This window comes from Zavarzinia sp., assembly GCF_041650655.1.
Lineage (GTDB): Bacteria > Pseudomonadota > Alphaproteobacteria > Zavarziniales > Zavarziniaceae > Zavarzinia.
Genome location: NZ_JBAZKR010000007.1, coordinates 26,291 through 48,210, shown reverse-complemented (window position 1 = coordinate 48,210; position 21,920 = coordinate 26,291). Strand labels below are relative to the sequence as shown.

Sequence of the window (21,920 nt, the reverse complement as noted above, 5' to 3'; positions counted from 1 at the left end):
ACAGCCCTGACGAGAGGCGCCAAGATCATTGACCGCCGGCCCGCGCCCGCTATCATCCCACCCTCGCCAGCCGGCCCCCGCCGGTCAGGCCACGCGGGCGTGGCGGAATGGTAGACGCAGCGGACTCAAAATCCGCCGTCCTTACGGACATGTCGGTTCGAGTCCGACCGCCCGCACCACCTCTTCGGTGTTCTCCCAATCTCATAGCGCGCCTTTAGGTTCCTCCAACCTAGCCTGCAGGCCTCAATCCAGGAGACCGGTCATGGATCTGTTCTTCGTCGGGGTGGCGCTCGCCTTTTTTGGCGTCTGCGTCGCCTATACCTATGCCTGCGACAGGCTTTGAGGGCGCGGTCATGGAAACCGATTTCGTCCTCGGCGGTGTCTTTGCCGCCTTCCTCCTCGTCTATCTCGTGATCGCCCTGATCAGGCCCGAAAGGTTCTGACATGACCCAGAACGGCTGGCTGCAGATCGCCGTCTTCTGCGCCCTCGTCCTCGTGCTCGTTCGCCCCCTCGGGGGGTACATGGCCCGTCTCTTCACGGGCGAGCGCGTCTTCCTTTCCCCCGTCCTCGGCCCGGTGGAGCGCGTGCTCTATCGCGCATCCGGCATTTCCGCGACGCAGGAACAGAGCTGGATCGCCTATGCCCTGTCCATGCTCGCCTTCAACCTGGCCGGCTTGCTGGTCACCTATGTCGTGCTGCGCTTCCAGGACGTGCTGCCCTTCAATCCGCAAGGGTTGCCGGCGGTGCCGCCCGACCTCGCCTTCAACACCGCGGTGAGCTTCACCACCAATACCAACTGGCAGGCTTACGGCGGCGAATCGACCATGAGCTATTTCAGCCAGATGGTCGGCCTCACCGTGCACAACTTCACTTCGGCGGCGACCGGCATCGCGCTGGCCATCGCCTTCATCCGCGCCTTCTCGCGCGCCTCGGTGAAGTCGCTCGGTTCCTTCTGGGTCGACCTGACCCGCTGCACCCTCTACGTCCTGCTGCCGATCGCGCTGGTCTTCGCCCTGGTGCTGGTCTGGCAGGGCATGCCGCAGAATCTCGATCCTTACGTCGCCGCGACCACGGTCGAGGGCGCGCAGCAGACGATCGCCCAGGGACCGGTGGCGTCCCAGGTCGCGATCAAGATGCTGGGCACCAACGGCGGCGGCTTCTTCAACGCCAACGCGGCCCATCCTTACGAGAATCCGACTCCGCTCTCGAACCTGCTGCAGATGGTGGCGATCTTCGCGCTCGGCGCGGGGTTGACCAATACCTTCGGCCGCCTGGTCAAGGACGAGCGCCAGGGCTGGGCCATCCTGGCCGCCATGGGCGTGATGTTCCTGGCCGGCGTCGCCATCGCCTATGGCGCGGAAGCCGGCGGCAACCCGCTGATGGCCGCGATGGGCATCGACGGCGGCAACATGGAGGGCAAGGAGGTCCGCTTCGGCATCGCCAATTCGGCCCTTTTCGCGACCGTGACCACCGATGCCTCCTGCGGTGCCGTCAACTCGATGCATTCGAGCTTCATGCCCTTGGGCGGCCTCGTGCCCCTGATCAACATGCAGCTCGGCGAGATCATCGTGGGCGGCGTCGGTGCCGGCTTCTACGGCATCCTGCTCTTCGTCGTGCTGGCGGTCTTCATCGCAGGCCAGATGGTCGGGCGCACGCCCGAATATCTCGGCAAGAAGATCGAGAGCCGCGAGGTACGCCTGGCATTCCTGGCCCTCCTCGTGCTGCCGCTCGCCATGCTGGGCTTCACCGCGATCGCCTCGATCCTGCCCGAAGCGCAGAAGAGCTTGGCCAATGCCGGCCCCCACGGCTTCTCCGAGTTCCTCTATGCCTATACGTCGGCCGGTGCCAACAACGGCTCGGCCTTCGCGGGGCTCTCCGCCAACACGCCCTTCTTCAACCTGACGCTGGGCCTGACCATGCTGATCGGCCGTTTCCTGATGATCGTGCCGATGCTGGGCGTCGCCGGCTCGCTGGTGGCGAAGAAGCGCCTGCCCCCTTCGGCCGGCACCTTCCCGACCCATACCCCCCTGTTCGTCGGCCTGCTGGTCGGCGTCATCCTGATCGTCGGCGGGCTCGAATTCATGCCGGCCCTGGCCCTCGGCCCCGTGGTCGAACATTTCGCCCTCGCCGCCGGCCAGACCTTCTGAGGAACCCCCCATGTCCATTACACACGACAACCGCAGCCGTTCCATGCTGGACGGCGCCATCGTGGTCCGGGCGCTGGGCGACAGTGTCCGCAAGCTCGACCCACGCACGCTGATCCGCAACCCGGTGATCTTCACCGTGGAGGTCGTCTCGGTGCTGGTCACCGTGGTCTTCCTGCGCGATCTCGCCGGCGGCGGTCCTGCCGGCTTCAGCGGCCAGATCGCCGCCTGGCTCTGGTTCACCGTGCTGTTCGCCAATTTCGCCGAAGCGGTCGCCGAAGGGCGCGGCAAGGCGCAGGCGGATTCGCTCCGCCGGACGCGGTCGGAGACGGTGGCCAAGCGGCTCGCCGACGACGGTTCGGTCGAACGCGTGCCGGGCACCAAGCTCCGCGCGGGCGACGTGGTGCTGGTCGACGCGGGCGACATCATCCCCTCCGACGGCGAGGTGATCGAAGGCATCGCCTCGGTCGACGAGAGTGCGATCACCGGCGAATCCGCCCCCGTGATCCGCGAATCCGGCGGCGACCGTTCGGCCGTCACCGGCGGCACCCGCGTGCTCTCCGACCAGATCAAGGTGCGCATCACCGCGGCACCGGGCAACACCTTCCTCGACCGCATGATCGCCCTCGTGGAAGGCGCCAAGCGGCAGAAGACGCCGAACGAGATCGCGCTCTCGATCCTGCTCGCCGGCCTCACCATCATCTTCGTGATCGCCACGGTGACGATCGAACCCTTCGCCCTCTATGCCGGCGGCACCGTCTCGATCGTGCTGCTCGCCGCCCTCTTCATCACCCTGATCCCGACCACCATCGGCGGGCTCCTGTCGGCGATCGGCATCGCCGGCATGGACCGGCTGATCCGCTTCAACGTGCTGGCCACCTCGGGCCGCGCGGTCGAGGCGGCGGGCGACGTCGACACCCTGCTGCTCGACAAGACCGGCACGATCACGCTCGGCAACCGGGTGGCGACCGAATTCATCGCCATGCCGGGCACCGACCTCTTCGACCTCGCCTCGGCGGCGCAGCTCGCCTCGCTCCGCGACGAGACGCCCGAGGGCCGCTCGATCGTCGTCCTGGCCAAGGAGAAATACGGCATCCGCGCCCATGAGATGAGCGAGCTGCACGCCCGTTTCGTGCCCTTCACCGCCCAGACCCGGATGAGCGGCGTCGACCATGGCGACGTCTCGATCCGCAAGGGCGCGGTCGACGCCATCCAGGCCCTGGTCGACGGCACCGCCGTGCCCAAGGAATGGTCGGTCGCGGTCGAGCGCATCGCGCGTTCCGGCGGCACGCCGCTGGGCGTCGCCCGCAACGGCAGGCTGCTCGGCGTCATTCACCTGAAGGACGTGGTGAAGGGCGGCATCCGCGAGCGTTTCGCCGAACTCCGCGCCATGGGCATCCGCACCGTGATGATCACGGGCGACAATGCCCTGACCGCTGCGGCGATCGCGGCCGAGGCCGGCGTCGACGACTTCCTGGCCCAGGCGACGCCCGAGAACAAGCTCGACCTGATCCGCCAGGAACAGGGCCAGGGCCGCCTGGTCGCCATGTGCGGCGACGGCACCAACGACGCCCCCGCCCTCGCCCAGGCCGACGTCGGCGTGGCCATGAACACCGGCACCCAGGCCGCGCGCGAGGCCGGCAACATGGTCGACCTCGACAGCGATCCGACCAAGCTGATCGAGATCGTCGGCATCGGCAAACAGATGCTGATGACCCGCGGCAGCCTGACCACTTTCTCGATCGCCAACGACGTCGCCAAATATTTCGCCATCATCCCGGCGATGTTCGCGGCGACCTATCCCCAGCTCGGCGCCCTCAACGTCATGGGCCTGGCCACGCCCGAGAGCGCCGTCCTTTCGGCCATCATCTTCAACGCGCTGATCATCATCGCGCTGATCCCGCTGGCGCTCCGCGGTGTGCGCTATCGGGCCGTCGGGGCGGCTTCGCTGCTCCGCCGCAACCTGGCCGTCTACGGCCTCGGCGGCGTGCTGCTGCCCTTTGCCGGGATCAAGGCGATCGACCTTCTGGTCACCGCCCTCGGCCTCGCTTGAGCAAGGAGGTAACCATGCTCTCGATTCTTCGTCCCGCCCTCGTGCTGGTCGTGGCCCTGACCGCGATCACCGGCGTTCTCTATCCCGCCGTGGTCACCGGCATCGCCGGGGCGGCCTTCCCCGACCAGGCCCATGGCAGCCTGGTGGCCGACGCCAAGGGCCAGGTCATCGGCTCGCGCCTGATCGGCCAGGGCTTCGCCGGTGCCGCCTATTTCCATTCCCGCCCCTCGGCCGCGGGTGCCAACGGCTGGGATGCCGCGGCCTCCTCGGGCTCCAACCTGGGGCCGACCTCGAAGCCCCTGATGGACCGCGTGAAGCAGGGCGTCGACGCCCTCCGTGCCGACGCCGAAGGGCCGATCCCGGTCGATCTCGTCACCACTTCGGGCTCGGGCCTCGACCCCGACATTTCGCCCGCGGCGGCCTATTTCCAGGCCGCCCGGGTGGCCCACGCCCGCGGCCTGGACCAGGCCCGGGTGCGCGAGTTGATCGCGGCCCATATCCTGGGCCGGCAGTTCGGCGTGTTGGGCGAGGCGCGTGTCAATGTGCTGGAGCTGAACCTCGCCCTTGATAAGATGGCGCCCTGATCCCAGGAGCCCATCTTGCAGGACGAAGACGCCCGCCCGGCCCCGGAAGCCTTGCTCGCCGAAGCGGCGGCCGAGCGGCGCGGCAAGCTGAAAGTCTTCCTCGGCGCCGCCCCCGGCGTCGGCAAGACCTACGCCATGCTGGAGGCGGGCCATGCCCGCCGCCGCGACGGCGTCGACGTCGTCGTCGGCGTGGTCGAGACCCATGGGCGGCGTGAGACCCTGGCCCAGCTCGCCGACCTCGAAGTGGTGGCGCGCCGCCAGGTCGACTACCGCGGCCGCATGATGGACGAAATGGATCTGGACGCCGTCCTCGCACGGCGTCCCCAGCTCGTCCTGGTCGACGAGCTGGCCCATACCAATGTGCCGGGATCGCGCCATCCCAAGCGTTACCAGGACGTCCAGGAACTGATCGCGGCCGGGATCGACGTCTATACCACGGTCAACATCCAGCACCTGGAGAGCCTGAACGACATAATCGCCCAGATCACGCGGATCCGGGTGCGCGAGACCCTGCCCGACAGCGTGCTGGAAAAGGCCGACCAGATCGAACTGGTCGACCTCACGCCGGAAGACCTGCTGAAGCGGCTCCGCGAAGGCAAGGTCTATCTGGGCGACCAGGCGAGCCGGGCGGTCCGCCATTTCTTCTCGCCCGGCAATCTGACCGCGCTCCGCGAGTTGGCGCTGCGCCAGGCGGCGGCCCGGGTCGACGACCAGATGGTCCATTACATGCGGGCGCATGCGATCGCCGGGCCCTGGCCGGTCGGCGAGCGCCTCATGGTCTGCGTCGGGCCGAGCCCGTCGTCCGCCCGCCTGATACGCGCCGCGGCCCGCATCGCCGAGCGGCTGCACGCCCGCTGGTTCGCCGTCCATATCGAGACCCCGGGCAGCGAACGGATGGACGATGCCGCGCGCGACCGCCTGGCCGAAACCCTTCGCCTGGCCGAGCAGCTCGGCGCCGAGGCGCTGTCGCTCCCCGGCACCGATGCCGCGGAAGCCCTGGTCGCCGCCGCGGCCGAGCGCAATGTGACGCGCATTGTCATCGGCCAGTCGCAGCGCAGCCGCTGGAAGGCGCTCATCTCCGCCTCGCCGGTCTCGCGCCTGCTGCGCATCGCCGGCCCGATCGAAATCCATGTCCTGCCCGACCTCGAGGCGAGCGAGAAGCCGGCCGCGCCGAAGCCCCGCGAACGCCGGGCCATCGATCCACGGCCCTATGCCTGGAGCGCGCTGATGGTCGCGGGCGTCACCGGCGCCGCCCATCTGGCCTCCGGGGTCAGCGAGAATTCCAATTCGATCCTGTCCCTCGTCTTCATCGCGGCGGTGATCGCGGCCGCGTTGAATTTCGGCCTGCTGCCCTCGCTCGCCACCGCCGTGCTGGCGACACTGGCCTTCAATTTCTTCTTCATGCCGCCGCTCTACCGCTTCACGGTGGCGGACCCGGCCAATATCGTCACCCTCTTCGTCTTTCTCGGCGTCGCCGTGCTGCTCTCGGGCCTCGCCGCGCGCAGTCGCCTGCTGGCCGAGACGGCCCGGAAGCGCGAGGCCGCGGCTTCCGCCCTCTATTCCTTCGCGCGGAAACTGGCGGGGGTCAGGGCGCTGGACGACCTGCTCTGGGCCGTCGTCTATCAGCTCGCCATGATGCTGAAGGTCAAGGTGGTGATCCTGCTGCCGGACGAGACGGGTTCGCTGACCATCCGTTCCGGCTATCCGCCGGACGACCACCTGACCGAGGCGGAACGCGCGGCGGCGCAATGGTCGTGGGACCATGGCCGTCCCGCCGGCAAGGGGGCCGACACGCTGCCCGGCGCCGAACGCCTGTTCCTGCCGTTGCAGACCGCTTCCGGCCCGGTCGCGGTGATCGGCATCGAGGGGGAGGAGTCGGGGCGGGCGCTGTCGGCCGACATGCGGCGCCTGGTCGACGCCCTGTGCGACCAGGCGGCGGTGGCGATCGAGCGGGTCGCCCTGGTCGACGAATTGGACGAGGCGAGCGTGAAGGCGCAGTCGGAACACCTGCGTTCCCTCCTCTTCGCCTCGATCAGCCACGACCTGCGCACGCCTCTCGCCTCGATCCTGGCGGCGGCGACCACGCTCCGCCGCGACCACGACAAGCTGGAGCCGCTGGTGCGCGATGAATTGCTGGCGACGGTCGAGGAAGAGGGCGAGCGGCTGAACCGCTTCGTCGGCAATCTCCTGGACATGACGCGCCTCGAAGCCGGCGTCCTGGAGCTCAAGCGCGACTGGACCTCGATGGCCGACGTGGTGGGCACCGCCTTCCGCCGGGCCGGCCAGATCCTTCGCCATCACAAGGTGGCGATCGACATCGAGCCCGGGTTGCCGCCGCTCCGCCTCGACCATGCGCTGATCGAGCAGGTGCTGATCAACCTTCTCGACAACGCCCGCAAATATTCGCCCGAAGGCAGCCTGATCACGGTCGCCGTCACCCGCGCGGGCGATTTCGTCGAGACCGCGGTGACCGACCAGGGCAGCGGCATCCCGGAAGGCGAGCGGGACCTGGTGTTCGACAAATTCTACCGCGCGCGGGCGGGCGACCGGCAGGTCGCCGGCACCGGCCTCGGCCTCGCCATCTGCAAGGGCTTCGTCGAAGCCCATGGTGGCCGGATCGAGGCGCTGGCGGGGCCCGGCGGAGTCGGCACCCGGCTCTGCTTCGCCCTGCCGATCGAGCCCTTGGCGGAGGCGCCGGCGGATGACTGAGCCGACCGTCCTGGTGGTCGACGACGAGGTACCGATCCGCCGCACGCTACGCACGGTTCTCGAGACCCACGGCTACCGGGTGCTCGAAGCGGCGACGGCGGCCGACGCGCTGCGCCGCCTCGGCGCAGAGCGGCCCGATCTCGTGCTGCTCGACCTCGGCCTGCCGGACCGCGACGGCATCGAGGTTCTGCGCGAGCTGCGCGCCTGGTCCGCCGTTCCGGTGGTGATCCTTTCGGCCCGGGGCGACGAGGCGGCCAAGGTGAAGGCCCTCGACCTCGGCGCCGACGATTACGTGATCAAGCCCTTCGGCACCGGCGAATTGCTGGCGCGGCTCCGCACGGCGCTGCGCCACCGGGCGCAGAGCGCGCCCGAGCCCGTGTTCGAGAGCGAGAATCTGCGCATCGACGCCGCCGCCCGCACCGCCACGGTGAACGGCCAGGCGGTGAAACTGTCCCGGCGCGAATGGGATGTGCTGCGTGTCCTGGTGATGGATGCCGGCAAGGTGCTGACTCACCGCCAGATCCTGCTCAAGGTCTGGGGTCCGGCGCAGGAGGAACAGACCCAATATCTCTGGGTCTATATCGGCCACCTGCGCGACAAGCTGGAGCCCGATCCGGCGCGGCCGCGCTATATCCTGACCGAACCCGGCATCGGCTATCGCCTGGTCCGGGCCGAAGAGGGCTGAGGCCGGCGGTCGCATTCCGCCGCGGGCAGGATAATATGGGCAGGGCCGTTCCATCCCCGCCACCGGCCGCCTTTCGGAGCCCGCCTTGAGAAGCCTCGCGATCCACCCGCCGACCTCGCCGATCAACGGTGGCTCGCCATGGCGGTGATCGCGGCGGTGCCTGAGGGCCGCCTCGCCCTGTGGTGGCGGCTGTGGGCGCCCTATCGGGGCGCGCTCGTCCTGCTTCTTCTCTGCCAGGTGGTGCAGGCACTGGCCGCCCTGACCCTGCCGACCCTGAGCGCCCGTGTGATCGATCTGGGCATCCTGCGCCACGACGGCGCCTATGTCCTGCGCAGCGGGGGCCTGATGCTGCTGGCCGCCCTGGTCCAGATCCTGTTCTCGGTCGCGGCAGCCTGGGCGGGCGCCCGGATCGCCATGGGTTTCGGCCGCGATCTCCGCTCCGCCGTCTTCGCCCGGGTGCAGGATTTCTCGCTGCACGAGATGCGGCGCTTCGGCACGCCCTCGCTGATCACCCGCAGCACCAACGACGTGCTCCAGGTCCAGAGCTTCCTGGTCATGGTGCTGACCACCATCACCACGGCGCCCATCATGGGGATCGGCGGCATCGTCATGGCGATCCGCCAGGACGCCGGCCTGTCCGACATCCTGGTGGTCAGCGTGCCGGCGCTGGCCGTCATCGTCGGCGTGCTGCTGAGCGCGGCCCTGCCCCTCTTCGCCCGGATGCAGGGCCAGATCGACCGCATCAACCAGATCGTGCGGGAGCAGATCCTGGGCCTTCGCGTGATCCGCGCCTTCGTGCGCGACGATTGGGAGCACCAGCGTTTCGCCGGTGCCAACGAGGCGTTGACGGGAACGGCGCGCAGGGTCGGGCGGATCATGGCACTCAACATGCCGCTCGCCCATCTGGTCATGCATCTCTCGACCATCGCGCTGGTCTGGTTCGCGGCGCGGCGGATCGCGGCCGGTACCCTCGAAGTGGGCGCCCTGGTCGCCTTCCTCGCCTATATCATGCAGATCCTGATCTCGGTCATGATCGCCTCGATGCTGATCGTGATGGCGCCGCGCGCCCTGGTCAGCGCAGGCCGCATCCGCGACGTCCTGCTGAGCGCGCCCGGAATCGTCGAGCCGGCCGCCCCCGCGGCCCTGCCGGCTCGGCCCGGCGGCGGGGTCGAGATCGAATTCCGCCATGTCGGCTTCGCCTATCCGGGGGCGGAGCGGCCCGTGCTGGACGACGTGAATTTCCGCCTGGAGCCGGGCAAGACGGTCGCCGTGATCGGCGCCACCGGCTCGGGCAAGACCACGATCGTCAACCTGATCGCCCGCCTGTTCGACGTGACCACGGGTGCGGTGCTGATCAACGGCGTCGACATCAGGACGCTGCCGCTGGCCACCCTCTGGTCGCTGATCGGCTTCGTGCCGCAGGAGAGTTTCCTGTTCTCCGGCACGATCGCCGACACGCTCCGCTACGGCCGGGCGGAGGCGAGCGACGACGAGTTGTGGCAGGCGCTCGAGGTCGCCCAGGCGCGCGATTTCGTCGCCGCCCTGCCGCTCGGCCTGGCGGCGCCGGTCGCCCAGGGCGGCGGCAATTTCTCCGGCGGCCAGCGCCAGCGCCTGGCGATCGCCCGCGCCCTGGTCCGCCGCGCCCCGCTCTATCTCTTCGACGACAGTTTCTCCGCCCTCGACTATGCGACCGACGCCCGCCTGCGCGCGGCGCTGCCCGGCCACCTGGGGGCGGCCGCCGTGCTGATCGTCGGCCAACGGGTGAGCAGCCTCCGACACGCCGACCTGATCCTGCTGCTCGACCAGGGCCGGGTCGCCGCCGCCGGCAGCCACGAGAGCCTGCTGCGCGACAGTGCCGCCTATCGCGAGATCGTCGCCTCCCAACATGCGGAGGAAGGCTGACATGGCCGGCCGCGACCTTTCCGCCGGCTCGGCGCCATTGCCCGGCCCGCAGCCCCTGCCCGGCCCCCGCGGCGGCATGCCCGGCCTCGGCGCTGTTGCCCGGGCGCGCGACCTGAAGGGTACCCTGACGCGCCTGTTCCGCCTGATCGGTGCGCATCCCGTCGCCATCACCGCCACGCTGGCCTGCACCGTCGCCAGTGTCGCGGGCTCGAGCCTGGTGCCCTGGCAGCTCGGCCGGGCGACCGACTATGTGATCGGCGCGGTCGCCGCCGGGGTGCCGGTCGAGCTGTCGGTGCTGACCCGGCGCCTCGGCCTCGCCGCCGGACTGCTCCTCGCCGGTGTCCTGCTCAATATCGTGCAGGCCTGGCTCAGCAATGCGATCGTGCAGGCATTGAGCCGCAACCTGCGCGACCAGGCGGCCCTGAAGCTGGCCCGTCTGCCGCTCGCCTGGTTCGACCGCCAGCCCCATGGCGAGGTCCTGAGCCGGATCACCAACGACATCGACAACGTGAGCCAGAGCCTGCAGCAGCTCCTGAGCCAGCTCCTGATGTCGGCCCTGCAACTGGTCGCCGTGCTGGCCCTGATGTTCGCGCTCTCGCCTGCGCTTGCCGGCATCGCGGTCGTCTCGCTCGTCCTCTCCGTTCTGCTGTCGCGGCTGCTCGCCGCCCGCTCCCGGCCTCATTTCGTCGAGCAGTGGCGGCGCACCGGCACGCTCAACGCCGACGTCGAGGAGGATTACAGCGGCCACACCCTGATGAAAGTGTTCGGCCACCGCGAGCGGGCGCGGGCGGTTTTCGAGGACGACAACGAGGCCCTGCGGGCCAGCGCCTTCAAGGCGCAATTCCTCTCCGGCATCATCCAGCCGGTCATGCTCTTCGTCGGCCAGCTCGGCTTTGTCGCGGTGGTGGCGGGGGGCGCCCTGCTGATCCTGGCGGGCGGCCTGTCGATCGGCGTGCTGCAGTCCTTCATCCAATATATCCGCCAGATCAACCAGCCGATCGGCCAGATCGCCGGCGCCGCCTCGGTGCTGCAATCGGCCTCCGCCTCGGCGGAGCGGGTGTTCGAACTGCTCGACGCGCCCGAGATGAAACCGGACACGGCGGCGCCGGCCAAGCTGGCGGCGCCGCAAGGCCATGTCGTCTTCGACCATGTGACCTTCCGCTACGAGCCCGGCCGGCCGCTGTTCGAAGACGTCAGCCTGGAGGCGAGGCCGGGCCAGACCGTCGCCGTGGTCGGGCCGACCGGCGCCGGCAAGACCACGCTGGTCAACCTGCTGATGCGCTTCTACGAGATCGACGGTGGCGCCATCCGGCTCGACGGCGTCGATACCCGCGACCTGACGCGGGCGGACCTGCGCCGCCATTTCGGCATGGTGCTGCAGGATTCCTGGCTGTTCAGCGGCACCATCCGCGAGAACATCGCCTACGGCAAGGACGGCGCCAGCGAGGCCGAGATCCTGGAAGCCGCCCGCGCCTGCCATGTCGACGGCTTCGTGCGCAAGCTGCCGGAGGGTTACGACACGCTGGTGGACGAGACCGGCGGCGTGCTCAGCACCGGCCAGAAGCAGCTCCTGACCATCGCCCGCGCCTTCGTCGCCCGGCCGAGCGTGCTGATCCTCGACGAGGCGACCAGTTCAGTCGACACCAGGACCGAACTCCTGGTCCAGCGCGCCATGGCGCGGCTGCGCGAGGGGCGCACCAGCTTCGTCATCGCGCATCGCCTGTCGACCATCCGCGACGCCGACCTGATCCTCTACATGGAAGACGGCAACATCCTGGAAGCGGGCGACCATGCCGCCCTGATGGCGCGGCGGGGCCGCTACTGGCAACTCTACCAATCCCAGTTCGGCGCGCCGGAGAGCTGACGGCGGGGCATCCCACGGCGGCGCTTTCCCGCTATGCTGGGGAGGGACAGCGTGCAGCCAGCGAGGGGGATCCGCCATGCCCGATCAGTCCGCCCGGGGTCCGGGACGGCCCCGGGTCCTGTCCCGCGAGGAACGCCGCGCGATCATCGTCGAGGCCGCCGAGGCCCTGTTCCTGACCCGTGGCTACGGCGAAACCTCGATGCTGGACATCGCACACGCCAGCGGCATGTCGAAGCGCACGGTCTACGAAATGTTCGAGACCAAGGAAGTGCTGTTCTCCGCCATGGTCCTGGCCCAGCACAGTTTTGCACCGTCCTTCGCGCCGCCGCTGCCGGGGGGCAGCGCGGCCGGGGATCTGGCCGCCGTGCTGACAAGGATGGGCGATTTCGTCCTGGCACCGACCCAGCTCGCGGTGATCCGGATCGTCATCGCCGAATCGGCCAAGGTGCCGGAACTCGCCCGCGCCTATTACGAGCAGGGGGTGGCACGCGCCCAGGCGGTCCTGGCCGAGAGTATCGCCGTCCTGGCGAAGCGCCACGGGCTCGCCGTCGACGATCCGCTGGAGACGGCGAATTTCCTGTTCGGCGCCGTCTTCTGCGAGACCTTGCTGTTGTCCCTGGTCGGCTGCGCCGAGGCGCTGCCGGAGGGTGTCCTGGCCAAGGGCGTCCTGGCCGGGCGGATCGAGCGCGTGCTGGCGGTCATGGGGCCCGGCCTCGGCATCGGCGGGGCCGGGTCACTCAATGGGCGATCAGCAGGGGCACCGGGCTCGAGCGGATCAGCGAGCGGGTGACGCCACCGAACACCACTTCAGTCATGCGCCCGCGGCCATAGGCGCCGAGCGCGATCAGGTCCGCGCGAAGCGCCACCGCGGCATCGGCGATCACGTCCGCGACCTTGGCGCCGTCGGAGCCGAGGCGCAGCACTTCGGCCGTCACGCCGTGGCGGCCGAGGAAAGTGGCGAGATCTGCGCCCGGCTCCTCGCCGTGGAATTCGCGCTTCTCGGCATCGACCACCAACAGGGTCACCAGTTCGGCGGCGCGGAGCAGCGGCAGAGCGTCGGACACCGCGCGCCGTGCCGCCCGGCTGGCGTTCCAGCCGAGCAGGATGCGGCGCGGCGCTTCCGCCCGCCAGCCGTCCGGCACCAGCAGGAAGGGGATCCCGGTCGACATCAGGAAGACATCGGCGGCCCCGCCCTCCGGCAAGCCGTTCAGACGGCCGGCGCCGACCACGATCAGGTCGGCATGTAGGACATGGTGGCGGACCTCGGCGAGCGAGACGCTCTCGCGCAGGACACGGCATTCGTGGGGCACGCCGGCCTTCGCGCACAGGGCCTCCATCGCCTGCCGGGCCTCGGCCGCCGCGGCTTCCTCCCGCTCGTCCTGGCGGCGGATCAGGCCGTCGATGGCGGCCCGGCCGATGGCCAGGGTTTCCGCCGGATCGGTGGCCTCGAAGGGGGGCAGCACCAGCAGACCGACCAGGCGCGCCTGCTGCGCCTCGGCCAGGGCGACACCATAGGCGAGGCGCGCGGCCCCGGCCGGCGTGGCGTCCAGGAACACGGCGATGGTCTTGACGGACATGATGCTCATCCTGCCGCGACGGCGGTGCGCCGGTGCAGCCGCAGCGGCTGCCCGTCCTGCAGCGATCGGCTGTCACGCACCCGGATCGTCGCCCCTCAATAACGGTACTAACAAGTTTCCTTATTTGAATACTGCTTTGCCCCGCCCGTCAAGCGCAGGTGCCGATGTCGCCGGCCAGCGGCCGGCTCGACGGTCGATCCAGGGTGGTTTCCCCTCAGTCCTTCACCCCGGCGGGGGCCGAGAAACGCGCCATCGTCTCGATCACCGCCGCATCGGCGAGCTGGTCGAAACGATCGTAGAAGCGCCCGATGGCGTCGAAGGGCGACGGCGTCGACAGGCAGACCACGGCATCGACCTCGCGCGCCAAGTCGGCCAGCGTCTCGGCCGGGGCGACAGGCACCGCCAGCACCAGCTCCCGGGGCTCGCGGCGCGCGACGGCACGGAGAGCCGCCTTCATGGTCGCCCCGGTGGCGATCCCGTCGTCGACCACGATCGCCACCCGGCCCGCCAGCGGCACCGGCGGCCGGGTGCCGAGATAGCGCTGGCGGCGGCGCTCGATCTCGGCGAATTCGGCGGCGCTGGCGCGTTCGAAATCCTCCGCCGTGATGTCGCAGGCGCGGATCACGTCCTCGTTCCGGACCACGATCGGCGGCGTGCCGGCGACCACGGCGCCCATGGCGACCTCGGGCTCGAAAGGCACCCCGACCTTGCGCACGATCAGCAGGTCGAGCGGCGCGCCCAGGGCCGCGGCGACCTCGGCCGCGACCGGCACGCCGCCGCGCGGCAGCGCCAAGACGACGGCATCCTGGCCGGCATAGCGGGCTGCCAGCACGGCCGCCAGCCGGCGCCCGGCATCGCTCCTGTCGGCGAAACGCATGACGCTAGCCCCTTTTTACCGTCCCCATGCGGGGCCTCCGGTCACCGATAGACCAGCACCGGCAGGCTCGAATGGGTCAGCACCTTGGTCGTCTGGCTGCCCAGCAGCACGGCGGCGACGCCGCGCCGCCCGTGGGAGGCCATGGCGATCAGGTCGCAGCCCGCCCGGCCGGCGACATCGATGATCGCCCGATAGGGTTCCTGCCCCTCGGCCAGGACAGTATGGCAGGCGACACCGGCGGCCTTCGCCTTCGCCTCGACCTCGGCCAGGATGCCGGCCGCTTCCTCGCGGGCGCGGCGGTCGTGTTCCGCCTTGCTGCGGCCGATCTCGTCGCTGTCGGCCCAGAACAGATGGAAGGGCTCGGCCGCGGTGACGACGGTGACCTGCGCCCCGGTCTCGCGGGCGAGATCGAGGCCCTTGTCGACCGCACCGTTCGCCAGGGGCGAACCATCGGTGGACAGAAGAATGTGACGAAACATGATTTTCTCCCCTTGGCCGGGCCGACCTGCGGCGCGGGCGGTCTCGACGCCGATCGGCCTTCGGCGCCCGCCTCTTTTTTTGGCATGCCGACAATACGACCGGACCGCCAGGGATGCCTTGACCTCGGTCAAACAAGCACCGCCGATCCCTGCTTTGACCGCCGCCGCAACGGCCTGCATCATGCAGGCGGCGACGACGGGGACAGGCCCATGCTGGAAATCCATCCCGAGACCGACCTCCTCCTGGTGGTCGACGTACAGAATGATTTCTGCGAAGGGGGCCGGCTGGCGGTGCCCGGCGGGAGCGAGATCGTCGCCACGGTCGGCCGGCTGATGGACGCCTTTCCCCATGTCGTGCTGACCCAGGACTGGCACCCGCCCGGCCATCTCTCCTTCGCCTCGTCCCACCCCGGCCGCCAGCCCTTCGAACAGATCGAGGTCGCCTATGGGCCGCAGACCCTGTGGCCGGATCACTGCGTCCAGGACACGGCGGGCGCCGCCTTCCATCCGGGGCTCGATACCGCCAAGGCGGACCTGGTGCTGCGCAAGGGCGCCGACCCCGCGCTCGATTCCTATTCCGCCTTCGTCGAGAACGACCGCCGGACTCCGACCGGCCTCACCGGCTATCTGCGCGAAAAGGGTGTCGAGCGGGTCTTCCTGGCCGGTCTCGCCTTCGACTATTGCGTCGCCTGGTCGGCCGAGGATGCGCGGCGCGAAGGCTTCGCCGCGGTGGTGATCGAGGACGCCTGCCGGGCCATCGACCTGGCGGGCTCGGCCGCCGCCGCCCGCGACCGCCTGTCGGCCGCCGGCGTCCGGCTGATCCGCGCCGCCGCCCTGGTCTGAACCGCCGCCTTGCCTCAGCGACCGGCGAGCAGGCGCCCCCAGCCGGGCACGCCCGTCGTGACTCCGGCGATCCGGAACGACGACCAGAGGGCGGTCAGCACCGAATCATAGATCGGCAGGCCCAGTTCCGCCTCCAGCCGGGCGACCAGGGGTGCCGCCTTCATATTGGTGCAGATGACCGCGACGGCGTCGGGCCCGGCCGCGGCGACGCGCCGGATCATGCCCTCGATGGTGCCCGCCTCGATCCCGGCGAAGGCGTGGTTGACGGTCAGGCCGCAATGTTCCTCGGCCACGCAGGCAATGCCCTGGCCCTCGAAGGCGGCGACGATGGCGGTCTGCACCGGGTCCTCGTAAGGCGTCACCAGGCCGAGCCGGCGGTGCCCGGCGCCCGCCAGGATCTCGTCGAGGGCGAGCATCGAGGTGGTGGCCGGAATGCCGGTCTCCGCCGTGATCGCCCGGCACAGCGCGCGGTCGCTGTCGAGCCCGAGCCAGCCGGCCGAGGTGCCGTTCCAGCAGATCACGTCGACCTTGGCATCGGCGAGCAGGCGCGCCGCCGCCAGCATGGGGGCCGGATCGAACTGGCCGAGGGCCCGGGGCTTCAGGGAAATCTCGGTCACCGGGACCCGGGCGAAATGGACCGAGACGCCGTCGAGCGGCACCGTGACGGCGGCGCAGACGGGCTCCAGAACGGTGTTGGACGAGGGCGTGATCATGCCCAGGCGGCGGTTGGTCATGGCTTCTCCTTCGCAGCGAAACGGCGCATCCGGCGCCGCCAATTATTGTGCACAATAGCATATGAATTGTGCACAATGCCCAAATCCTATGCCACCGCAATCGGCAACCCGTTACCCCGAATTTAACCAACCCATTGTTTTTCCTGAATTTCCGGATCTGGCACGATGCCTGCTATGACAAGAGGTGAGGCGGCGCGCCGGCAGAGACCGGCAGTCGCCGCCGCTGAACCGTCGGAACGGCGGAACCAGGTTCACGAGGCCGCGCGGCGAGAGGCGCGGAACGGAGGCTTAGATGTGTGATCGGAATGGTACCTTCTATCGCGACTTCTCGCGCCGGAGCTTCCTGCGGACCGGGGCCAAGGCGGGCACCGCGATCGCCCTGACCCCGGCGCTGGCCGCCCTTCTGAAGCCGCAGGGCGCCTTTGCCGCCACCACGGTGAAGGCGACCCACGGCACGGGCTTCTGCAACCTCGGCTTCTTCCTGGCCAAGGAACGCCACCTGGCCCAGGTCGAGGGCGTCGACATCGACTTCGTGGTGACGCCGTCCAATGCCGACATCGCCACCCTGTTCGGCGCCGGCATCGTCGACATGTCGATGATCCCCTATTCCAACTTCATGACCCTCTATGACGCCGGCGCTCCGGTGCGCATCGTCGCCGGCGGCGGCGTCGAGGGCTGCATCATCCTGGGCCGCGAAGGGATCAAGACGCCGGCCGACCTCAAGGGCAAGACCTTCGGCACCTTCCAGGCCGACACGCTGGAAGTCCTGCCCTTCGACTGGCTGAAGAAGGCCGGCATGAGCTTCAAGGACGTCGACGTCCGCTACATGAACACCTCGCCCGAACTGGCTCAGGCCTTCATCGCCGGCGCCCTCGACGCGATCTGCCATATCGAGCCCTATGCCACCCAGGCGCTCGAGTCGACCCCGGGCTCGACCCTGCTCTCGGACGGTACCGACGTCTACGGCAAGGGCTATTCGGACTGCGTTCTGGCCGTGCGCACGCCGCTGCTCGAAGAGAACCCGGGCGCCGTCAAGGCGGTGATCAAGGCCCTGTTCGAGGCCCAGGCCTCGGTCGAGGCCGATCTCGACAGCGCCCTGAAGGAAACCGTGGGCAGCTACTACAAGACCACCTTCGATGCCGCCAAGAAGGCCTCGATCCGCCAGCCGGTGGTGGTCGACCAGCGCAACCAGACCGATTTCATCGTCGCTCGCGGCGAGTCGATGAAGGAACTCGGCTACGTGAAGAAGCTGCCCGACGCCAAGGCCTTCGACTGGGGCCCGCTCGAAGCGGTGATCGCGGAAAACAAGGACCTCTATGGCAAGCTGAAGCGGAAGTCGGCGTAACACTCCCCGCCGCGTCAGACGGGGTGCCGGGGCATGGAGCCGCCGGCACCCCGAAGCCAAGAAGTGAGGTTCGATGTCGCTCAATCGCAGGGTCGCGGCCGCCGCGCCGGCCTTTCTCTGGGGGGTCGTCTCGGTCGGCATCTTCGCCGGTCTCTGGGAACTCGCCTGGGCTCTCGGCTATGCCAATCCCTTGCTGCTGCCGCCGCCGCATATCTTCCTGTCCGACATTCCGGGCACGCTCAGATATTTCGACACCACCAATACGGTCGGTTCCAATGCGACCGGGGGCGGCCTTGTGGCGCTCGCCACCACGATCGGCTGGACCACGCTCCGCGTCGTCCTCGGGCTCGCCATCGGTTTCGTGCTGGGGGTCGGCTCGGGCGCGCTGATCGGCTATTTCGCGCCCTTCCGCAATCTCATGCTGCCGCTGGTCACGCTGCTGGCGCCGGTCTCGCCGGTCGCCTGGCTGCCGGTCGCGATCTTCCTGTTCGGCATCGGCGACGTGCCGGCGATCTTCCTCGTCTTCATCACGGTCTATTTCGCCATCGTGCTGTCGACCATCGCCCAGATCGAGAGCGTGCCGGTCAACTATCTCCATGTCGCCCGCATCATGGGGGCGACGCGCTGGCAGAGCTTCTACCGGGTTGTGCTGCCGTCGGTCCTGCCGGCCCTGTTCATGACCCTGCGCCTCAACCTCTTCGCCGCCTGGATGGTGGTGCTGATCGCCGAGGCGATCGGCGTCGGCTCCGGCCTCGGTCAGATCGTCTCGGTCGCCCGCTCGACCTTCAACGCCAAACTGGTCTTCTTCACCATGGGCATCATCGGCGTCGCCGGCTTCCTGTTCGACTATGCGCTGCGCCAGGTGCAGCGGAAGGTCCTGTGGTGGATCTCGACCAACAGCTCGAAAGCTGCGCTATGACCCCGGCGATCTCCTGCACCCGAGTCGGCAAGATCTGGCGGTCGGCCGACAGCGCCAATGATGTCGAGGCGCTGCGCAACATCAGCTTCACCGTGATGCCGGGCGAATTCGTCGTCCTGCTCGGCCCGTCGGGCTGCGGCAAGAGCTCGCTCCTCTACATGATCGCCGGGCTCGAACAGCCGACCGAGGGAACCCTGCTCGCCCACGGCCGGCCGGTCGCCAGTCCCGACGCCGACCGCAGCCTGATCTTCCAGGACGCCTCGCTGTTCCCCTGGCTCACGGTCGGCGAGAATGTCACCTTCGGCCTCTCGCTCCGCCGCGAGAGCAAGGCGAAGCGGCGCGAAGTGGCGGACGAGATCCTGCGCAAGATCGGCCTCGCCGACGCCGCCGACAAGCGGCCGGACCAGCTCTCCGGCGGGATGCGCCAGCGCGTGGCGGTGGCCCGGGCGCTGGCCATGCGGCCCTCGATCCTGATGATGGACGAGCCCTTCGCGGCGCTCGACGTGCAGACGCGGGCCAAGATGCAGGACTTCCTGCTCACGGTCTGGAAGGACAGCGGCGCCTCGGTGATGCTGGTCACCCATTCGATCGACGAGGCGATCGCCCTGGCCGACCGGGTCCTGGTGTTCACCGCGCGCCCGGGCAAGATCAAGACAGAGGTGCCGATCGACCTGGAACGCCCGAGGTCGCCCCGCGACCCGCGCTACCGCGAACTGCACGACCTCTTCGCCGACCTCCTGGCCGACGAGGTCGACCGCGCCTTCGAGCAGCAGGAGGCGGCGGCGGAATGACCGCGGCCCTGGCCGTCGCCGGCCTGCATCTGCCGCCGGCGCAGGCGGACGGCGGCCCCGACCTCGCCCCCGCCACCACGGCGATCGAGGCCGCGGTGGCCGAGGGCGCCCGCCTCGTCCTGCTGCCCGAACTCTTCGCCTGGCCCTGTTTCACCGGCGAGGCGCCGGGCGCCTGGCGCCATGCCGCCGAGACCCTGGCGGGGCCGACGGTCACCTGGGCCGCCGCCCTGGCCGACCGGCTGGAGACCGCCCTGCTGGTGCCCCTGGCGCTGGCCGAGGGTGATGGCGTCTTCAATGCCGCGGTGCTGGTGCGGCCCGGCCGCGCCCCCGTGGTCGCCGCGCGCAAGATCCACCTGCCGCCCCCCTCGCCGGGCGACGGCTTCGGCGAGGCCGATCATTTCGTCCCCGGCCCGGCCGAAGTCGCCTGTTTCGACCTCGACGGCTTCCGCATTGCCAGCTTCATCTGCTTCGACCGCCGCTTCCCCGAGAGCTGGCGGGCGGCGCGGGCGGCGGGCGCCGATCTCGTGCTTTGCCCGGTAAACGGCCCGGCGGACGAGCCGGACGACTTCTTCCTGTGCGAACTCCGCACCCATGCGCGGGAGAACGGCGTCTACGCCCTCACCGCCGGGCGGAGCGGCATGGAGTACCTGCACGGCCGGACGATCGCCCACATGGCGCCGACGGCCCTGGTCGGACCGGACGGCGGCACCATCGCCTGCCGGCTCTCGGACGCCCCGCCCGGCCACGTCATCCACACACTGACGCGCGACGGCCTGTGCCGCCTGCGCGCCTCTTCCCCTTTCGAGCGGCGCCGGGCGATTGCCGGCACCGTGATCTGCTGAAGGACTGAATCATGGCCGAATTGATCGTTCAGGCGAAATGGATCGTGCTCGGGGTCGTGGACCGCCATTCGGTCGACATCCTGGAGGACGGCGCCATCCTGCAACGCGATGGCATCATCGTCGCGACCGGGGCACTCGCCGAATTGCAGAAGCTGGCGCCCACGGCCGAGATCCGCCGCTTCCCGCACCACATGATGCTGCCCGGCTTCGTCAACAGCCATCACCACGTCGGCCTGACGCCCTTGCAGCTCGGCTCGCCCGATCATCCGCTCGAAATGTGGTTCGCCAGCCGGATCCCGGCGCGTTCCGTCGATCTCTATCTCGACACGCTCTATTCCGCCTTCGAGATGATCGCCTCCGGTATCACCACGGTGCAGCATATCCATGGCTGGATGCGCGGCGGCTTCGACGCGATCGAGGGCGGCGCTTCCAAGGTGCTCGCCGCCTATCGCGCGATCGGCATGCGCGCCTCCTATTGCTTCGCGCTGCGCGAACAGAACCGCATGGTCTATGAGGACGACGCCGCCTTCTGCGCCCGCCTGCCGGGTGACCTGGGGAGCCGCCTGGCCGCCCACCTGAAGGCCCAGGTCTTCGACCTCGACGACAATCTGAAACTGTTCGACCGCCTGACCGCGGCCAATGCCGGCCAGCGCCTGACCCGCATCCAGCTCGCCCCGGCGAACCTCCACTGGTGCAGCGACGACAGCCTGATCGCCCTCGCCGAAAAGGCCGAATCGGCGGGCGTTCCCATGCATATGCATGTGCTGGAAACCGCCTATCAGAAGGAATACGCCCGCCGGCGCAGCGGCAAGACCGCCGTCCGCCACCTCTATGATCTCGGCGTGCTCGGGCCCCGGATGACCATGGGCCACAGCGTCTGGGTGAACGAGGAGGATGTCGAGATCGCGGCCGAGACCGGCACCTGCATCTGCCACAACTGCTCGTCCAATTTCCGCCTGCGCAGCGGCGTCGCCCCGCTCAATCATTTCGCCGCCAGGGGCGTCACCGTCGCCATGGGGCTCGACGAGGCGGGCATCAACGACGACCGCGACATGCTGCAGGAAATGCGCCTGGTGCTGCGCGTCCATCGCACCCCGGGCATGGAGGACGACGTGCCGACCTGCCCGCAGGTGCTGCGCATGGCGACCGAACACGGCGCCCTGACCACCGCCTTCGGTGCCTCGGTCGGCAAGCTGGAAGCCGGGCGTTTCTTCGATGCCGTGCTGATCGACTGGAACAAGGCGACCTATCCCTATCAGGACGCCGATATTCCGCCCCTCGACGCCGTCATCCAGCGCGCCAAGACCCAGGCCGTCGACACCGTCTTCTGCGACGGCGAGCCGATCTACGAGCAGGGCCGCTTCACCAAGATCGACCGCGACGCCGTGCTGGCGGAGATCGCCGGCATCCTGTCCGGCCCGCGCAACGCCGACGAGATCGCCCGCCACGCCCTGGGTCACGAGCTGCTGCCCCATGTGAAGCGCTTCTACGACGGCTATCTCGAGCGCGAGCGGCGCGTGCCCTTCTACCAGCCGTCGTCGCGCGTCTGAGCCTGGCCGTGCCGGAAGCGA

General features: G+C 69.3%; 19 protein-coding genes and 1 tRNA gene. 16 read left to right on the top strand and 4 right to left on the bottom strand.

Translation table 11 applies throughout. The features are described 5' to 3' along the window. The first annotated feature begins 93 nt into the window (after positions 1 to 93). The 10 genes from WC493_RS02765 to WC493_RS02720 all read left to right on the top strand — a co-directional run bounded on the left by WC493_RS02765 (position 94) and on the right by WC493_RS02720 (position 12,732). A tRNA-Leu gene (locus tag WC493_RS02765) sits at positions 94 to 179 on the top strand. Positions 180 to 353: 174 nt separating this feature from the next. Next, positions 354 to 443: a K(+)-transporting ATPase subunit F gene (gene kdpF, locus WC493_RS02760; protein WP_373062276.1), complete on the top strand. Its 90-nt coding sequence runs from the start codon at positions 354 to 356 to the stop codon at positions 441 to 443. 1 nt (position 444) lies between these two features. Further along, entirely contained in the window at positions 445 to 2,148 is a 1,704-nt protein-coding gene (gene kdpA, locus WC493_RS02755) for a potassium-transporting ATPase subunit KdpA (RefSeq protein ID WP_373062273.1), read from the top strand. 10 nt (positions 2,149 to 2,158) lie between these two features. Then, positions 2,159 to 4,198, top strand: coding sequence for a potassium-transporting ATPase subunit KdpB (kdpB, locus tag WC493_RS02750; protein WP_373062271.1), 2,040 nt, complete (start codon positions 2,159 to 2,161; stop codon positions 4,196 to 4,198). A 14-nt stretch (positions 4,199 to 4,212) separates the two neighbouring features. After that, complete coding sequence (gene kdpC / locus WC493_RS02745) at positions 4,213 to 4,782, top strand: potassium-transporting ATPase subunit KdpC (RefSeq protein ID WP_373062269.1); 570 nt, start codon at positions 4,213 to 4,215, stop codon at positions 4,780 to 4,782. 15 nt (positions 4,783 to 4,797) lie between these two features. Continuing rightward, positions 4,798 to 7,491, top strand: coding sequence for an ATP-binding protein (locus WC493_RS02740; protein WP_373062267.1), 2,694 nt, complete (start codon positions 4,798 to 4,800; stop codon positions 7,489 to 7,491). Further along, complete coding sequence (locus tag WC493_RS02735; protein ID WP_373062265.1) at positions 7,484 to 8,176, top strand: response regulator; 693 nt, start codon at positions 7,484 to 7,486, stop codon at positions 8,174 to 8,176. Before WC493_RS02740 ends, WC493_RS02735 begins: the two co-directional genes overlap by 8 nt. 138 nt (positions 8,177 to 8,314) lie before the next feature. Next, positions 8,315 to 10,078, top strand: a complete 1,764-nt coding sequence (locus WC493_RS02730; protein WP_373062263.1) for an ABC transporter ATP-binding protein — start codon at positions 8,315 to 8,317, stop codon at positions 10,076 to 10,078. A 1-nt stretch (position 10,079) separates the two neighbouring features. Then, positions 10,080 to 11,942, top strand: a complete 1,863-nt coding sequence (locus tag WC493_RS02725; protein ID WP_373062261.1) for an ABC transporter ATP-binding protein — start codon at positions 10,080 to 10,082, stop codon at positions 11,940 to 11,942. A 76-nt stretch (positions 11,943 to 12,018) separates the two neighbouring features. Further along, the gene (locus WC493_RS02720) at positions 12,019 to 12,732 is read left to right on the top strand and encodes a TetR/AcrR family transcriptional regulator (protein ID WP_373062259.1); all 714 of its coding nucleotides are present in this window, start codon (positions 12,019 to 12,021) and stop codon (positions 12,730 to 12,732) included. Here the strand turns inward: WC493_RS02720 and WC493_RS02715 are convergent. The 3 genes from WC493_RS02715 to WC493_RS02705 all read right to left on the bottom strand — a co-directional run bounded on the left by WC493_RS02715 (position 12,680) and on the right by WC493_RS02705 (position 14,875). Beyond that, positions 12,680 to 13,519 carry a universal stress protein gene (locus WC493_RS02715; protein WP_373062257.1) on the bottom strand — a complete coding sequence of 280 codons (840 nt, stop codon included), beginning with the start codon at positions 13,517 to 13,519 and terminating at the stop codon, positions 12,680 to 12,682. The two genes, WC493_RS02720 and WC493_RS02715, sit on opposite strands and share 53 nt — an antisense overlap. Positions 13,520 to 13,733: 214 nt before the next feature. Further along, a complete protein-coding gene (locus WC493_RS02710) occupies positions 13,734 to 14,396 on the bottom strand; it encodes a phosphoribosyltransferase (RefSeq protein ID WP_373062255.1) in 663 nt (220 codons plus the stop codon). 41 nt (positions 14,397 to 14,437) lie between these two features. Continuing rightward, the gene (locus tag WC493_RS02705) at positions 14,438 to 14,875 is read right to left on the bottom strand and encodes a universal stress protein (RefSeq protein ID WP_373062253.1); all 438 of its coding nucleotides are present in this window, start codon (positions 14,873 to 14,875) and stop codon (positions 14,438 to 14,440) included. 210 nt (positions 14,876 to 15,085) lie between these two features. On the opposite strand from WC493_RS02705, the gene pncA reads away from it, so the two are divergent. Further along, a complete protein-coding gene (gene pncA, locus WC493_RS02700) occupies positions 15,086 to 15,718 on the top strand; it encodes a bifunctional nicotinamidase/pyrazinamidase (protein ID WP_373062251.1) in 633 nt (210 codons plus the stop codon). 14 nt (positions 15,719 to 15,732) lie between these two features. On the opposite strand, the gene WC493_RS02695 is transcribed toward pncA, so the two are convergent. Then, entirely contained in the window at positions 15,733 to 16,452 is a 720-nt protein-coding gene (locus tag WC493_RS02695) for an aspartate/glutamate racemase family protein (RefSeq protein ID WP_373062249.1), read from the bottom strand. A 292-nt stretch (positions 16,453 to 16,744) separates the two neighbouring features. Here WC493_RS02695 and WC493_RS02690 point away from each other — a divergent pair, with 292 nt between their 5' ends. From WC493_RS02690 to WC493_RS02670, 5 genes are all read left to right on the top strand, one after another. After that, positions 16,745 to 17,797 (top strand): ABC transporter substrate-binding protein, encoded by a 1,053-nt coding sequence (locus tag WC493_RS02690; protein WP_373062247.1) that lies wholly within the window; start codon positions 16,745 to 16,747, stop codon positions 17,795 to 17,797. Positions 17,798 to 17,870: 73 nt separating this feature from the next. Continuing rightward, entirely contained in the window at positions 17,871 to 18,716 is an 846-nt protein-coding gene (locus WC493_RS02685; RefSeq protein WP_373062245.1) for an ABC transporter permease, read from the top strand. Further along, positions 18,680 to 19,507 carry an ABC transporter ATP-binding protein gene (locus WC493_RS02680; protein WP_373062243.1) on the top strand — a complete coding sequence of 276 codons (828 nt, stop codon included), beginning with the start codon at positions 18,680 to 18,682 and terminating at the stop codon, positions 19,505 to 19,507. Before WC493_RS02685 ends, WC493_RS02680 begins: the two co-directional genes overlap by 37 nt. Then, complete coding sequence (locus WC493_RS02675; RefSeq protein ID WP_373062241.1) at positions 19,504 to 20,349, top strand: carbon-nitrogen hydrolase family protein; 846 nt, start codon at positions 19,504 to 19,506, stop codon at positions 20,347 to 20,349. Before WC493_RS02680 ends, WC493_RS02675 begins: the two co-directional genes overlap by 4 nt. A gap of 11 nt (positions 20,350 to 20,360) precedes the next feature. Then, a complete protein-coding gene (locus WC493_RS02670; protein ID WP_373062239.1) occupies positions 20,361 to 21,899 on the top strand; it encodes an amidohydrolase family protein in 1,539 nt (512 codons plus the stop codon). Positions 21,900 to 21,920 lie beyond the last annotated feature (21 nt).